Here is a 15,275-nt window from a genome sequence, read left to right as displayed (position 1 = left end):
GGACCCACACTATGATCTTACGCATTGGCCGCCGCGCGTACGCGGAAATGTTCGGCCCCACCACCGGCGACCGCGTGCGCCTCGCCGACACCGAATTGCTGATCGAAGTCGAGCGTGACTTCACCACCTACGGCGAAGAAGTGAAATTCGGCGGCGGCAAAGTGATTCGCGACGGCATGGGCCAGTCGCAACGCGTGCATGCCGACGTGGTCGATACCGTCGTGACGAATGCCGTGATTCTGGATCACTGGGGCATCGTCAAGGCCGACATCGGCATCAAGGACGGCCGCATCGCCGCGATCGGCAAAGCGGGCAATCCCGACATCCAGCCGAACGTGACGATCGCGATCGGCGCCTCCACCGAAGTGATCGCGGGCGAAGGCCTGATCGTGACGGCGGGCGGCATCGACACGCATATTCACTTCATCAGCCCGCAGCAGATCGAAGAAGCGCTCGCGAGCGGTGTGACCACCATGCTCGGCGGCGGCACCGGTCCGGCCACGGGCACGAACGCCACGACCTGTACGCCGGGTCCGTGGCATCTCGAACGCATGCTGCAAGCGGCTGACGGTTATCCGATGAATCTCGGCTTTCTCGGCAAGGGCAACGTGAGCCAGCCGCAGCCGGCGCTGGAGCAGATCGCCGCGGGCGCCATCGGTTTGAAGTTGCATGAGGACTGGGGCACCACGCCGGCGGCGATCGACAACTGTCTTTCCGTCGCCGACGACACCGACACGCAGGTCGCGATTCACACGGACACGCTGAACGAAGCGGGTTTCGTCGAAGCGACCGTGGCCGCGTTCAAGGGCCGCACGATCCACACGTATCACACGGAAGGCGCGGGAGGCGGCCACGCGCCGGACATCATCAAGGTATGCGGCGAAGCGAACGTGCTGCCCTCCTCGACCAATCCGACGCGCCCGTACACCGTCAACACGCTCGAAGAGCACCTCGACATGCTGATGGTGTGCCATCACCTCGATCCGTCGATTGCAGAAGACATCGCGTTCGCCGAATCGCGCATTCGCCGCGAAACGATTGCCGCCGAAGACATTCTGCACGATCTCGGCGCGCTGTCGATGCTGTCGTCGGATTCGCAGGCCATGGGCCGGGTCGGCGAAGTGATCATTCGCACGTGGCAGACGGCGCACAAAATGAAGGTGCAACGCGGCGCGCTGCCAGAGGACAATGCGCACCACGACAACTTCCGTGCGAAGCGCTACGTCGCCAAGTACACGATCAACCCGGCGATCACGCACGGCATCGCGCATGAAGTCGGCTCGATCGAGCCGGGCAAGTGGGCTGACCTGGTGTTCTGGGAACCGGCGTTCTTCGGCATCAAGCCGTCGCTGATCCTCAAGGGCGGCATGATCGCGATGGCGCAGATGGGCGATCCCAACGCGTCGATTCCGACGCCGCAGCCGGTGCATTATCGTGAGATGTTCGCGACGCGCGGCGGCGCATTGGGACGCACGTCGCTGACCTTTGTCTCGCAGATCGCCGCCGACGCCGGCGTCGGCGAACGCTACGGCCTGAACAAGCGTATCGTTGCGGTCAGGAACTGCCGCAACATCTCGAAGGCAGACATGATCCACAATGCGTGGCGCCCGGCGATCAGCGTCGATCCGGAAACCTATCAGGTGATCGCCGACGGTCAGTTGCTGACCTGCGAACCGGCCACCGTGCTGCCGATGGCGCAACGCTACTTTCTGTTCTAAATCATGCGCACCATCGACAAACTCATCGCGCCGCATCTGAAGCTCGCACCCGTGCTGGTCAAGCGCGCACCGACCCTGACGCTGGCGTTCGACGACCGGCGCAAGAGCCGGCTCGCGGCCACGCTCGATAGCGGCGAAGAAGTCGCGCTGCTGCTGCCGCGCGGCACTGTGCTGCGCGAGGGCGACGTCCTGGTCGCCGACGACGGCGGGCTCGTGCGCGTCGTCGCCGCGCCGGAAACGGTGCTCTACGTGCGCGCGAAAGATGCGTTGACGCTCACGCGCGCCGCCTATCACCTCGGCAATCGCCACACGCCGGTGGAAGTCGGTGCGGACTATCTGAAGCTCGAATACGATCCGGTGCTGGCCGACATGCTCAAGCGCATCGGCGCGACGGTCGATCAGGTCTCGATGCCGTTCCAGCCGGAATCCGGCGCGTATGGCGGCGGCCATACGCATGGTCACGACGAAACCTTCGCCGAAGACTATGCGCTCGCGCAGCAGGTGTTCGGCGAGCATCATGGGCATGAGCATTCGCATGACCATGAGCATGGGCATAGCCACGCGGCGCAAGGGCATGCGCATTCGCACGGGCATGACCACGGCCATGAGCACGCGCACGATCATGACCACGATCACGGCGATCACGTCCACGACGAATCGTGCGGTCACGGGCATCACCACCATCATGCGCATCGCTGAACTGACGGCGCTGCTGCATCTTGCGTCGCCGGCGCTGCCGATTGGCGCTTTCAGCTACTCGCAGGGTCTCGAAGCGGCCATCGAAGCGCAACTGATCACCGATGCCGACTCCGCCCGCGAGTGGATCGCCAGCGGCTTGACCGACGTGCTCGCGCACGGCGAACTGCCTTTCCTTGCGCATCAGATGGAACGCTGGCGCACGCATGACGCCTCGGCCCTCGCGCACGCCAACAGCGAATTCCTGGCGAGCCGTGAATCCGCGGAATTGCGCCGCGAAACGGAACAAATGGGCTGGTCGTTGCGGCAGCTGTGCGTATCGCTCGAATGGGGCGATGCCGAGCGGCGCGCGACGCTCGCCTCGATGACGCCGCTCGCTCAACCCACCGCGTTCGCCTTCGCCGCCTACGCCCACGACGCAGCCGTCGACGCCGCCCTCGCCGCCTACGCCTTCAGCTGGGTGGAAAACCAGGCGGCCGCCGCGTTGAAGGCCGTGCCGTTGGGCCAGCTCGCCGGTCAACGCATCATCGTGGCGTTGCGCGAGCCGATCGATGCCGCCGTCACGCGCGCCATGGCCACGTCGCCCGAAAACATCAACACCTTCGCGCCGCAACTCGGCATTCTCTCGGCGCGTCACGAGTCGCAGTATTCGCGGCTCTTTCGCTCATAACACGACCCATCATGAACGCACCTCATCATCCCGCCCACTCGTCCGTCCGCACGAAGAAACTGCCGCCGCTGCGCGTGGGCGTCGGCGGCCCGGTCGGCTCGGGCAAGACCACGCTGCTCGAAATGCTCTGCAAGGCGATGCGCGAACAGTACGACCTCGTCGCCATCACCAACGACATCTATACGAAAGAAGACCAGCGTCTGCTGACGGTGGCGGGCGCGTTGCCGGCTGAACGGATCATGGGCGTCGAAACGGGCGGCTGTCCGCACACGGCGATTCGCGAGGACGCGTCGATCAATCTCGAAGCCGTCGACCGCATGCTGACGCGTTTTCCCGATGCGGACATCGTGTTCATCGAATCGGGCGGCGACAACCTCGCGGCGACATTCAGTCCGGAACTGTCGGACCTGACGATCTACGTGATCGACGTGGCGGGTGGCGAGAAGATTCCGCGCAAGGGCGGCCCCGGCATCACGAAGTCCGATCTGCTAGTGATCAACAAGACGGACCTTGCGCCGATGGTCGGCGCGAATCTCGAAGTGATGGCGTCGGACGCGAAGAAGATGCGCGGTGAGCGGCCCTTCGTGATGTGCAATCTGAAGGCGCTCGATGGCTTGGATGTGGTGGTGAAGTTTATCGAGGAGAAGGGGTTGTTGAAGGTGTAAGGCGCGGGCGCGCGTGCCGCGTTTGCGCCCACGCTCTCACTCCCCCTCCGGCAACAACGCCATCAACACATCCACGGTCCGCGCCGTCGCGCCGCGATGGCGCGCCGCGAACGCCGACGCTGCGCCGCCCATAGCCAGCCTGCGCGCCTTGTCGCCAAACAGTTCACGCAACGCGCGCCCCAGATCGGCCGGATCTTTCACCTGCACGGCGGCGCCCGCCGCCACGGCATCCGCGGTGGCTTGCGTAAAGTTGAATACGTGCGGGCCGATCAGCACCGGTACACCGACCGCGCACGCCTCAATCAGGTTCTGCCCGCCCAACGGCAACAGACTGCCGCCGATGAACGCCAGATCCGAAGCGGCATAGTAAGCGCCCAATTCGCCCATCGAATCGCCCAGCAGCACGTTCACGCGCGCAGGCAGCGCAGGCACGCCGCTGCTTGCCGCCGATGCCACGTTCGCATCCGGCGCCCACGCCGAGCGGCGCTCGAGCCGTAGCCCGGCCTTCTCGACCAGCCCCGCCACTTCGTTGAAACGTTGCGGATGACGCGGCACGAGAATCAGCAGCGCATTGTCGATACCGAGCGCCGCGAACGCCTGCAGCACCAGTTCCTCTTCGCCTTCGCGCGTGCTCGCCGCGACCCACACCGGACGCGCGCCGATCGCCGCGCGCCATGCATGCCCGCGCGCCGCCAGCTCCGGCGGCGTGCTCATGTCGAATTTCAGATTGCCGAGCACGGCGGCGTTGCGCGCGCCGAGCGCGGTCAGCCGCTCGGCATCCGATGGACTCTGCGCCAGCACGCGCGCAAAGCCGCCGAACACGTCCTTGGTCGCACTGCCGAACTTGGCCGCGCGCTTGTACGAGCGCGCCGACATCCGCGCATTGGTGAGCACCAGCGGCACATCCGCGCGACGGCATTCGTCGATCAGCGTCGGCCACACTTCGGTTTCCATCACCAGACCGAGCGACGGCCGCCACGTCCGCAAAAACCGCCGCACGGCATGCGGCATGTCGTACGGCAGATAGCTGCGCAACACGCGGTCGCCGAAAATCTGCTCGCCGGTGGCGCGCCCGCTTGGCGTCATGTGCGTCAGCAGAATGCGTGCGTCGGGACGCGCCTTCATCAGCGCGTCGATCAGCGGTTGCGCGGCGCGTGTCTCGCCCACGGACACCGCGTGCACCCAGATCAGCGGGGCGTCGTCTTCAGGCAGCCGGCCGCGCGAGTAACCGAACCGCTCGCCGATATGTTCGCGATAGCCGCGTTCCTTGCGCGAGCGGATCAACAGGCGCAATACCGCCAACGGCGCGATGATCCACCAGAGCGCGTGATAGATCGCCCTCAGCATCGGCGCTCCGTCCGACTGAAGGAGCGAGGCAACGCGCAGAGCGGAACCGGCAGATAGAGGAGCGCGGCGCTCAAACCAGCGCCCTGCCCTTCAGGCGCTCGAGAATGCCGAGCGGCGCGCATTCCGGTTGCGCCATCGACTTGACCGGCAGGAAGAAGGTCTGCTCCAGCATGAACTGGCCGGACATCACCGCGTGCGAAGTCTGATCCGAGAAACACACCCACACGCTGCCGGGCGGAAACGGCATGGTCTCCTGCGGGCTCGACTTCTGATAGTCGAGATCGGCCTTCATGCCGTCGTGCAGATGCAGCATCAGATGGTCGTACTCGCTGCGCGGCGACTTGGTCACGTGCAGCAGGTTCAACAGCCACGCCGCGCCCGGCATCTGCGGCTTGATGCGCGGCAGGAAGCGTTTGGCCATCTCCTCGAACGGTTCGCCGACACGCCACACTCGCGGCGCGCCATGCGGATTGACGTTGGTGAACACGCGCAGAATGCGCTCGCCGTAGTTCGGCCGCGAAGGAAAGGCGTCCACATGCAAACGGCTATCGTCTTTGCGCCACGACGTCTCGCGCGTTTCCACCTGATGCAGCCGCAGGCTGGTCGGCGCCACGCGCAGCCTGCCGTTGTATTCGGGAAAAAGCCCGTCGACCAGCGTGCGCGCATTGGTCTGATAACGCGCGATCAACGCGCGCACGGCGGATTGCGTGACGGCGTCGCCGGCCACGCCGTGCAACGCGCCGCCATTGGGTTCGAGGCTGATGTTCTTGCGGCTCGGATCGGCGAGCGCGGGGTCGAGCAGCGCCTGTTCGCCACCTTCGATCGCGAAGCGCAGATTGGGGAAATACAGCACTTTGCCGCGTTCGACGCCGGCAAGCAGCGTCTCGCGCGGCACGGACAGATTGCGTCCGTGCCAGTCGGCGTTCGCTACTTCGATGATCTGGGTTTCGTTCATGGTCGCCCTTGAAAACGGTTGGAGCGCAAGGCGAAGCGCCCCGGACGTGTCATAGCAGGCCGAAGCCCGCGAGTGCCGACTTCACCTGTTGCAGCGTGGGCGGCTGTCCGGCCGTGCCGAGATTGACGACGTTCGGCGACCAGTAGCCGCCAGTACGCCACGCAGTGGAGAAATTGTACAACTCGACCGTGGGCCGCTTCAGCGCCGCGGCGATGTGAACCAGACCTGTGTCAACACCGACCGTGGCGGCCGCGCCTTCGATCAGGCCGACCACCGCCGGCAACGAGAGCTTTGGCGGCACGATGGCCGCCGCACCGAATTCCTTGGCGAGGCGCTCGCTGGTGGCGCGCTCCTCCTCGCTGCCCCACGGCAGCACGATCGACGCGCCGCGCCGCACCAGCGACTGCCCCAGTTCGATCCAAGCGGTGTCGGGCCACTGCTTGTCGGCGCGCGACGTGGCGTGCACGAACACGACGTACGGCACCGGCAGGTTCAGATTCGCCTCGGACAAAGCCAGCGCGGCGCGCCCGGTGTCGATGCCGAAGTCGATGTCGTCGGTGGGTTGCGGCGGCGGGTCGTCCAGCGCCGCGGCCACCAGTTGGCGCGTGCGCTCGACCACATGGATGCGCGGCTCGATCGGCACGCGCTTGTCGTAGAAGAAGCGCACCGGCCATTCGAAGCCCGCGCCGTCGGTGCGGTTCGCAAGGCCGGCCAGCGGCCCGCGCGCCATGCTCGCGACCCACGCGGTCTTGATGAGCCCCTGGCAGTCGATCACGAGGTCGTAGTGTTCGGCGGCAAGCGCGCGGCGGAAAGCGCCGATCTCGCGCCAGTTGTCGACCGACAGAATGCGCTTGCGCCAGCGCCGCAGGGACACGGGAATCGCCCGCCGCACGCCGTTCACGAGTTGCACGAGGCCCACGAAGCTTTCTTCGACGAGCCAGTCGATCTGGGCCTCGGGATGGCGGCGTCGGATGTCGGCGATCACCGGCATGTTGTGAACGACGTCGCCCAGTGACGACACCCTCACGATCAGTATCTTTTGCACGCTCAAGAGTGGGAAAACCGGCTATCCGGCCCGAAGATGCGTTGAGAGAGCCCCCGAACCCCGGTGGGCGATGAGAAAACCTGGGGCGGCCCGGCGTTTTCTCGCGGGGACGGCAATTCTAGCGCGTTACATGTAAATGGCATGAAAAAACGCGGCGCGGTAAGAGCAACCCGCGCCGCGTTCGACGGCCACCGCGGTTCGAACCGAACCGCGGCGCCGCTTATGCGTTTAGAACGGCAGCTTCGCGTCCGGCTTCTCCGCCATGATCACACGGCGGAAATCTTCCTGGATGCGCTTGAGCGCCGCGTCGTTATCGGCTTCGAAACGCATCACCACGACCGGCGTGGTGTTCGACGAACGCGCGAGGCCGAAGCCGTCCGGATACTCGACGCGCAGGCCGTCGATCTTCACGACGTCGTCCGCGCCGGTGAACTTGGCGTTTTGCTGCAGGCGCGCGATCAGTTCGAAGTTTTCGCCTTCTTCGAGCTTCAGTTGCAGTTCCGGCGTGGAGTTCGAGTTCGGCAGCGAGTTCAGCAGCTTGCTCGGGTCTTCCACACGCGTGAGGATTTCGAGCAGACGCGCGCCCGTGTACAGGCCGTCGTCGAAACCGTACCAGCGGTCCTTGAAGAACACGTGGCCGCTCATTTCGCCCGCCAGCGGCGCGCCGGTTTCACGCAGCTTCGCCTTGACGAGCGAGTGCCCGGTCTTCCACATGAGCGGCTCGCCGCCCTTGTCCTTCACCCACTTGGCCAGGTTGCGCGTGCACTTCACGTCGTAAATGATCTGCGCGCCCTTGTTGCGCGACAGCACTTCTTCCGCGAACAGCATGAGTTGGCGGTCCGGATAGATGATCTGGCCGTCTTTGGTGACCACACCGAGGCGGTCGCCGTCGCCGTCGAACGCGAAGCCGATTTCAGCGTCCGTTTCCTTCAGCGCGCGAATCACGTCCTGAAGATTTTCCGGGTGAGCCGGGTCCGGGTGATGGTTCGGGAAGTTGCCGTCGATCTCGGTGAACAGTTCGACCAGTTCGCAGCCGAGCTTCTTGAACAGCAGGGGTGCGAGGCCGCCGGCCACGCCGTTGCCGGTATCCACCACGATCTTGATGGGGCGCGCGAGCTTGATGTCGCCGGCGATACGCTCGAGATAGGCGTCGGCGATGTCGTACTCGGTGTACGTACCGCTGCCTTCGGAGAAGTTCTCGTCGACGATGCGTTGATGCAGCGCGAGAATCTGTTCGCCGTAAATCGCCGCGCCGCGCAGGACCATCTTGAAGCCGTTGTAGTCCGGCGGATTATGACTACCCGTCACGACGATGCACGAATCGACGCGGCGCTCGCCGCCGTCGAGCTGCAACGGTACGCTGGCCGCGAAGTAGCCGACCGGCGTGGGCACCATGCCCACGTTGACCACGTCGACGCCGGCCGCACGCAGGCCGTCCGACAAGGCCTGGACCAGTTCGGGGCCCGACAGGCGACCGTCACGCGCGACCACCACGGCGTCGCCGCCTTGCGCCCGCACTTCGCTGCCAAACGCGCGGCCGATCGAACGCGCTGCATCGGCGTCGAGCGTCTTGCCGATTACACCGCGAATGTCATACGCCTTGAAAATAGATTTGGAGATCATGTTGGCTCACTTGCGTGCAATGGAAAATTTTGACCGGCGCACCGCTGATGAATCGGTAAAACACAGCGATGCGCCCTTGCCGGAAGCGATCCGGTTCCAACTTATAATTGCGCTTTTCGGACCAGCCTTATAGCACCATTCTAATGCTTAGACGCCCTCCAAATGTAAAGTTGCCGCGACAGTCGGCTGGGTGGGCAAACGCGCGCACGCCGCTCGGGTCATGCGCGCCGCTCGCGCTCACGGCGCCGCCGGCATGCCCGGCGCAAGCGGACCGGCGAGCGGCCAGAGGATGCTGACGCTCAAACGCTTCGCCAATTCGGACGTCACGCGCGCCTTCACGAATATCGTCTGGCTCGGGCTGGAGCGGCTCACGCAGATCGGCGTGGCGATCGTGATCAGCGGCATGCTGGCGCGCTACTTCGGGCCGGACACGTTCGGCAAATGGCAATACGCGAACACGCTGCTGCTGGTGCTCTCGCCCATTACCTGGGTGTGCGGCGCCGAGATTCTGGTGCCCACCATCGTCAACCGGCCGCCGGCGCAGCTCGGCACGGTGCTCGGCAGCGCCTTCGCGCTGCGCATTTCCGTGTCGGTCGCGGCCTTGCTGTTGACCTGGCTCGGCATCGCCCTGCACTTCTTCGAGCCGCTGGTCGGCGCCATGCTCGCCGGCCTCGCCGTGACCATGCTGTTTCGCGAACCGTTCGTCGGCGTGATCAACGCGTGGCTGCAAAGCATGACCTACAGCAAGCCGCAGTTGCTCACCAGCATGAGCACCGCGGTGCTCAAGGCCGCTCTGGTCTATCTGCTGGTGCGCGCGGCGGCCACGCCCGCGCGCTTCGGCTGGCTGTGGGCGCTCGAATCGGCGGCGATCGGCGCGGTCCTTCTGATCTATTACATGCGCCGGCATGGCGGCAAGCTTGGCTGGCATCTCGACCGTTCTCTGTTCAAGCACTTCGCGAGCGCCGGCACGGTGTTCTGGCTTGGCCTGATCTGTATGTATCTGTTCCTGAAACTGGACCGGCTGATGCTCGAACGGGCCATTTCCTTCGCTGATCTCGGACGCTATTCCGCCGCCCAGCAGTTGAACGAAAACTGGATCACGCTCGCCTTGATGCTCGCACAGACCATTGCGCCCGCCTTCGTCTATCGTGTGCAGGAAGCCGCCCAGTTGCGCCGCAACATGTGGCGGCTCACCGCCATGACCGCGGCGCTGATGGTGAGTGGCGCGATCGTGCTGGATCTGCTCGCCGGACTGATCATCCGCCGTGTGTTCGGGCCGCAGTTCGAAGGCGCGATTGAGATTTTCCGCTGGGCCGTGTGGCTGTCGGTACCCGCCGGCATCGAGGCAATCGGTAATCTGATTGTGCTGAAATATCAGGCCAAGTTCGTGTTGCTCGCGAAGTGGCTGCTGGCGCTGGCGGTCGCGTTCGTAGTCAATCTGCTGGCCATTCCGCGGCTTGGCGCGTACGGCGCGCTGATGGGCCTCGCGGCCGGCTATCTGGCGGCCGCGTCGGTTAATCTATATTACATTCGTTTCAAATTGCGCCCATGACGAACGCATCCGCCACCGCGCAAATGACACTCGACGACGTCGCGGTCCTGATTCCCGCCTACAACTGCCAGGCCGACGTCGACCTCACCCTCGCGTCGTTCAGTGAAAGCGCGCCGGTGCACGTGTTGATCGTCGATGACGGCAGCTCGCCACCGATCGTCGCGCCGGCCATCGCCAATATGAAGATCGAAGTGCTGCGCATGGCGCGCAACGGCGGGATCGAACGCGCATTGCAAACCGGCATCGACGCCCTTGCGCAGCGCGGCTTTCGCTATGCGGCACGCATCGACGCGGGCGACCGCAGCGTGCCGCAGCGGCTCGCCAAACAACGCGTGTTCATGGAATTGCATCCGCGCGTGGCCGGCCTCGGCATGTGGACGCAGGTCGTCACCCGCGAAGGCAAGCCGCTCTTCATGCTGACGCCACCCGCTGAACCGGACGCGATCCGTCGCTTGCGCTTCCTCCGTTCATGCCTCGCGCATCCTTCGATGATGCTGCGCATCGACGCCGTGCGCGCGGTCGGCAACTACCGCGCCGAGTACCCCTCCGCCGAGGACCTCGATCTGTTCGTGCGGCTGATGGAGCGCTACGACTGCGCGAACCTGCCTGAGCTAGGGCTGTACTACGAACTGAACGAAGGCGGCATCAGCGCGACCAAACGGCGCCGCCAGGTGAGTTCGACGCTGCGGCTGCAACTGCGCTACTTCAACGCCGCCAATCTGTACGATTGGCTAGGCCTCGCCAAAAATCTGCTGCATCTGGTGACGCCTTACCGCGCGCTGCAGCGGATCAAACGCAGCCTGCTCACGCCGCGCGCCAGCCATTAAATCATTCACTACCCCATTCACCGCCGAGCTCGTTCCCGCATGAAGCCTGCCTTGAAGTCGACGCCCGCGTTGCGCATTACACTCGTCTGTAACACCGCCTGGGCAATCTATACCTATCGGCAAGGGCTGATCCGTATGCTGGTTGGACGCGGCGTCGACGTGACGGTGCTCGCGCCGCGCGACCGCACGTTCGAACTGCTCACGGCCATGGGCTGCCGCTGCATCGAATTGCCGGTCGCCTCCAAAAGTACCAGTCCACGCGACGACCTGCGCACGCTGTACGCGCTCTACCGGCAATACAGGACCATCCGCCCGCACGTGGTGTTCCATTACACGATCAAGCCGAATATCTACGGTTCGATCGCCGCGAAGCTGGCGGGCGTGCAGTCGGTTGCGGTCACAACCGGATTAGGCTACGTGTTCATCCAGCACAGCCGCGCCGCGCAAGTGGCCAAAAAACTGTATCGTTTTGCGTTCCGTTTCCCGCGCGAAATATGGTTTTTGAATCGCGACGATCAAGCCGCGTTTGTCGAACGGAATTTGTTGGTGCATCCTGAGCGCGCGAGGTTGCTGCACGGCGAAGGCGTCGACCTCGCGCAGTTCGCCTTTACGCCGTTGCCCGAGCGGACCGATTACCGCTTCGTGCTGATCGGGCGGCTGCTGTGGGACAAGGGCGTGGGCGAATATGTCGAAGCCGCGCGGCGTTTGCATGAACGTTACCCGCACGCACGGTTCCAATTGCTCGGTCCGGTGGGCGTCGACAATCCCAGCGCGATCACGCGCGAAGAAGTGGCGGCGTGGGAACAGGAAGGCATCATCGAGTATCTTGGTGAGGCGCACGACGTGCGGCCTCTCATCGCCGAGGCGGATTGCGTGGTCCTGCCGTCGTATCGCGAAGGCGTGCCGCGCACGCTGATGGAAGCCTCGGCCATGGGCCGGCCGATCGTCGCGACCGACGTGCCGGGCTGCCGCGAGGTGGTGGCGGACGGCGTCAACGGATTGCTGTGCGAAGTGCGCAATGCAGAAAGCCTTGCGGCCACGCTGGCGCGCATGCTCGACATGAGCGGCGCGGAGCGGCGGGCCATGGCTGAACGCGGCCGGAAGAAAGTCGCGGAAGAATTCGACGAGCGCGTGGTCGTCGAAACGTATAAGGACCTGGTGCAGAAAATGACGGGCGTTTTACTTTAACGGAGCAACAGCATGACCACGAAGGGCACGATTCTGGTAACGGGCGGCGCGGGCTTTATTGGCTCGCACACCTGTGTCGAGCTGCTGAACGGCGGTTACGACGTCGTGGTAATCGACAATCTCGTGAACAGCAACCGCGAATCGCTGCGGCGCGTGGAAAAGATCGCCGGCAAGGCGGTGATCTTCTACGAAGCCGATGCGCGCGACGAAGCGGCGCTCAACCGTATTTTCGACGCCCACCCGATCACGGGCGCGATTCACTTTGCCGCGCTGAAGGCGGTGGGCGAGTCGGTGGCCAAGCCGATCGAGTACTACAGCAACAACGTCGGCAGCCTGCTGACCTTGCTCGGCGTGATGCGCGACCGTCACGTCAAGCAGTTCGTGTTCAGTTCGTCGGCCACTGTCTACGGCGTGCCGAAGAGCTCGCCGATCGACGAGTCGTTCCCGCTGTCGGCCACCAATCCCTACGGCCAGTCGAAGCTGATTGCCGAGCAGGTGCTGCGCGATCTGGAACTCGCCGATCCGTCGTGGCGCATTGCCACGCTGCGCTACTTCAATCCGGTCGGCGCGCACGAGAGCGGCCTGATCGGCGAAGATCCCGCCGGCATTCCGAACAACCTGATGCCGTATGTCGCGCAGGTCGCGGTCGGCAAGCTCGAGAAACTGCGCGTGTTCGGCGGCGACTACGACACGCCCGACGGCACCGGCGTGCGCGACTATATCCACGTCGTCGATCTGGCGCGCGGACATCTGGCCGCGCTCGACGCACTGGTCAAACGCGACGCCAGCTTCGTCGTGAACCTCGGCACCGGCCAGGGCTATAGCGTGATCGATGTGGTCAAGGCATTCGAGAAAGCCGCCGGCCGGCCGGTGCCGTATGAAATCGTGGCGCGCCGCCCCGGCGACGTCGCCTCGTGTTTCGCCGATCCGGCCGCGGCCGAGAAGATCATCGGCTGGCGCGCTCAGTTCGGCATCGAGCGGATGTGCGAGGACCACTGGCGCTGGCAATCGGCGAATCCGAACGGCTTTCACTGATCACTATTGCAGCAGTGTCGCACGCATGCCGTGAAATGCGGCATGCGTGCATTTCTCCGCTCTTTCTCCCGCCTTCGCTGCTTCCTTAACCGTTTCCAAATCCGCCCGCGATCGTCCGGTTGAGCCGGTAGCCGGTTTCCTGATGATTGGCAAAAAACCCCGATCCACGCGGCAATTACACCGTGAGCTCACGACAGGGATACAGGCGCTTATATCAATCTGGCGGGAACGTCTGACAAACTGTGTAAGCTACGGCAGATGGACAGGGTTGGCACACACCTTCGCACAACGTTCGCGGCACGCCTCGTTCGCCGCATTTGATGCCATCGATGCCAAAGCGGCATGAGCCATCCACAAAGCGGCGATGACTGAACCGCCACTGAGAATCGCTGCGGCAACGGCGAGCATCAGAAGACCAATGCCATCATCCCTGTTGATAAGGAAATAACCAGCAGCTTGCGCACCAATTTCAGCACGACTCCGTTTGGGTGACATTTACCAATGCAATCTTTCTGAGGCGCTCACGCCGTTGAACTATCGCAAGCTCAGTATCCGATGTCGATCGACTGAACGCAAATGCATGAGAGCGCGGGGCGAAGTTAGGAGGTGACCCCCAGGCGAGCGAAAGCGGGCATCACGAGTGCCGTGAGACCGTGCATCCAGCGGCCGTGATCGCTCAATCCGGCTCGGCCAGCGTTCTGTTCAACGGTGCGGGAACGCTGAAGCTCGCCACGATTCTGTGCCGCAACGTACGCACAGACCGCGCACGGCGGAAGCGGCGCAACGTTCTTCCGTGCCGGCCCGGTGTCAGTCGGTTAATGAGCGCGCGAGACCGGCGCTATATGCGGGCGCGTCTGCGGCTCAAGCCATCCTGGAAGGCCGGTCCGACTTGCGTGGAAGACTGGATGCGCCCGGGGCGCAACGTAGCCACATCCACTTTCGCGTATGCAGGGTCGTTGCCCCTTAGGCCACAATGCGGGCGCAGAACGCCCGTGCGCACAATACGCAGCGACCTGCTCAACGCTCGACCAACTGCTTCTTGAGTTGGCCGGCGAATCCCGATTCGCCGGCCCCGTCAACACTTCCACCACTTCTTGCTCGTTGTTAGTCAAATTCTGTTCTCCTCGGTGCGAGCATCCGCTCCACCATTCATACCCGACACATGGGGTTGCGGCTCGGGATCTAGCACCAGAATCAAACTCGCGATGTCTATGGCGGACGAACCCGCTTTCGATATTACTGAACTGCTAGTGATCACGGCCACTACACGGGCAGATAGTTTTGCCGTGCCAAGCGATGCACCACGATTAGTCCGCGACGCTCGCGACGCCGTCAATCGAGTTGCGGTATTTGAGGGCCGCGACAACGCATCCGTCGCATGGGATAAACTACCGGTCAGAGCCGAAGGCGGTCGCGGACTATCTGGGCGCGACCGTCGATGAAATACAGGCGCTACCGGACTACGCATGGATCACGCACAACGCGTCAACGGGCGCAATTTACAGAGGAAAACCATGAAGATTAAGGATCTGCTAAAAGCATTGCAGGAGCGCGGGATGGATGAGGAGCTATTGATCGAATCGGAACCCGGAAAGTATCCGGAAAAGCGCTTGGAAACTGTATGGATTGATGAAAGGGGCATTGTGTTGAGCGCGAGACTAATGCCGGACTGATCGAGTCCTGCAGAACGCGTTCTATAGACACCGCCTTAGCGGTGTTTTTTTTTACGCCGAGCATGCGCAATAGCTTGAGGGTGCAAGTCCCCTGTCCAACCTGATGGTGGTGAAAGCCTAGCGATACGCAAGGGCGTCTTCGTGAGGCGGGGCCTGGAAGAAGCGTGGAACAAAGCCACGACCTGACGAACAGAAACCAGATATGAGGCCTACCCAGCCGGACGAGCGAGCAACTGATCGCGAAGTCCATAGCCACCAAGGGCTGAGGTGGTAAGTCTGGC

14 protein-coding genes are annotated in these 15,275 nt (G+C 63.8%); 9 read left to right on the top strand and 5 right to left on the bottom strand.

Going from position 1 to position 15,275, the window contains the following annotated elements:
- Positions 1–11: 11 nt before the first annotated feature.
- The 4 genes from ureC to ureG are packed head-to-tail and all read left to right on the top strand — an operon-like array spanning position 12 to position 3,749.
- Positions 12–1,718, top strand: a complete 1,707-nt coding sequence (ureC, locus tag P0D96_RS35910) for an urease subunit alpha (RefSeq protein WP_408318403.1) — start codon at positions 12–14, stop codon at positions 1,716–1,718.
- A 3-nt stretch (positions 1,719–1,721) separates the two neighbouring features.
- Positions 1,722–2,417 carry an urease accessory protein UreE gene (gene ureE / locus P0D96_RS35905; RefSeq protein WP_408318401.1) on the top strand — a complete coding sequence of 232 codons (696 nt, stop codon included), beginning with the start codon at positions 1,722–1,724 and terminating at the stop codon, positions 2,415–2,417.
- Positions 2,404–3,084 (top strand): urease accessory protein UreF, encoded by a 681-nt coding sequence (locus P0D96_RS35900; RefSeq protein WP_408318437.1) that lies wholly within the window; start codon positions 2,404–2,406, stop codon positions 3,082–3,084. The genes ureE and P0D96_RS35900 overlap by 14 nt, the downstream gene beginning before the upstream one ends.
- Before the next feature lie 11 nt (positions 3,085–3,095).
- Complete coding sequence (gene ureG, locus P0D96_RS35895; RefSeq protein WP_132375800.1) at positions 3,096–3,749, top strand: urease accessory protein UreG; 654 nt, start codon at positions 3,096–3,098, stop codon at positions 3,747–3,749.
- A gap of 36 nt (positions 3,750–3,785) precedes the next feature.
- On the opposite strand, the gene waaA is transcribed toward ureG, so the two are convergent.
- The 4 genes from waaA to P0D96_RS35875 form a co-directional block, all read right to left on the bottom strand.
- The gene (waaA, locus tag P0D96_RS35890; protein ID WP_408254991.1) at positions 3,786–5,096 is read right to left on the bottom strand and encodes a lipid IV(A) 3-deoxy-D-manno-octulosonic acid transferase; all 1,311 of its coding nucleotides are present in this window, start codon (positions 5,094–5,096) and stop codon (positions 3,786–3,788) included.
- Between the two features lie 70 nt (positions 5,097–5,166).
- On the bottom strand, positions 5,167–6,051 hold the full coding sequence (gene kdoO, locus P0D96_RS35885) for a Kdo hydroxylase KdoO (protein ID WP_408318399.1): 885 nt from the start codon (positions 6,049–6,051) through the stop codon (positions 5,167–5,169).
- A gap of 49 nt (positions 6,052–6,100) precedes the next feature.
- The gene (gene waaC / locus P0D96_RS35880) at positions 6,101–7,102 is read right to left on the bottom strand and encodes a lipopolysaccharide heptosyltransferase I (RefSeq protein WP_408318397.1); all 1,002 of its coding nucleotides are present in this window, start codon (positions 7,100–7,102) and stop codon (positions 6,101–6,103) included.
- Between the two features lie 222 nt (positions 7,103–7,324).
- Positions 7,325–8,719, bottom strand: coding sequence for a phosphomannomutase/phosphoglucomutase (locus tag P0D96_RS35875; RefSeq protein WP_132375807.1), 1,395 nt, complete (start codon positions 8,717–8,719; stop codon positions 7,325–7,327).
- A gap of 289 nt (positions 8,720–9,008) precedes the next feature.
- Between P0D96_RS35875 and P0D96_RS35870 the strand changes: the two genes are divergently transcribed.
- From P0D96_RS35870 to galE, 4 genes are read left to right on the top strand one after another with little or no spacing between them, the layout of a single operon-like run.
- Positions 9,009–10,271, top strand: a complete 1,263-nt coding sequence (locus P0D96_RS35870; protein ID WP_408318435.1) for an oligosaccharide flippase family protein — start codon at positions 9,009–9,011, stop codon at positions 10,269–10,271.
- A complete protein-coding gene (locus tag P0D96_RS35865; protein WP_408318395.1) occupies positions 10,268–11,098 on the top strand; it encodes a glycosyltransferase in 831 nt (276 codons plus the stop codon). Before P0D96_RS35870 ends, P0D96_RS35865 begins: the two co-directional genes overlap by 4 nt.
- Before the next feature lie 39 nt (positions 11,099–11,137).
- On the top strand, positions 11,138–12,286 hold the full coding sequence (locus P0D96_RS35860) for a glycosyltransferase family 4 protein (RefSeq protein WP_342960083.1): 1,149 nt from the start codon (positions 11,138–11,140) through the stop codon (positions 12,284–12,286).
- 12 nt (positions 12,287–12,298) lie between these two features.
- Positions 12,299–13,321: a UDP-glucose 4-epimerase GalE gene (gene galE / locus P0D96_RS35855; RefSeq protein ID WP_408318393.1), complete on the top strand. Its 1,023-nt coding sequence runs from the start codon at positions 12,299–12,301 to the stop codon at positions 13,319–13,321.
- 249 nt (positions 13,322–13,570) lie between these two features.
- Here galE and P0D96_RS35850 read toward each other — a convergent pair whose 3' ends face one another.
- Complete coding sequence (locus P0D96_RS35850; protein ID WP_408318391.1) at positions 13,571–13,816, bottom strand: hypothetical protein; 246 nt, start codon at positions 13,814–13,816, stop codon at positions 13,571–13,573.
- 971 nt (positions 13,817–14,787) lie between these two features.
- On the opposite strand from P0D96_RS35850, the gene P0D96_RS35845 reads away from it, so the two are divergent.
- Positions 14,788–14,994: a hypothetical protein gene (locus P0D96_RS35845; RefSeq protein ID WP_408318389.1), complete on the top strand. Its 207-nt coding sequence runs from the start codon at positions 14,788–14,790 to the stop codon at positions 14,992–14,994.
- Positions 14,995–15,275 lie beyond the last annotated feature (281 nt).

This window comes from Paraburkholderia sp. RL17-347-BIC-D, assembly GCF_046027915.1.
Lineage (GTDB): Bacteria > Pseudomonadota > Gammaproteobacteria > Burkholderiales > Burkholderiaceae > Paraburkholderia.
Note: the sequence above shows the minus strand (reverse complement) of the source record. Positions and strands in the feature narration are given on the sequence as shown.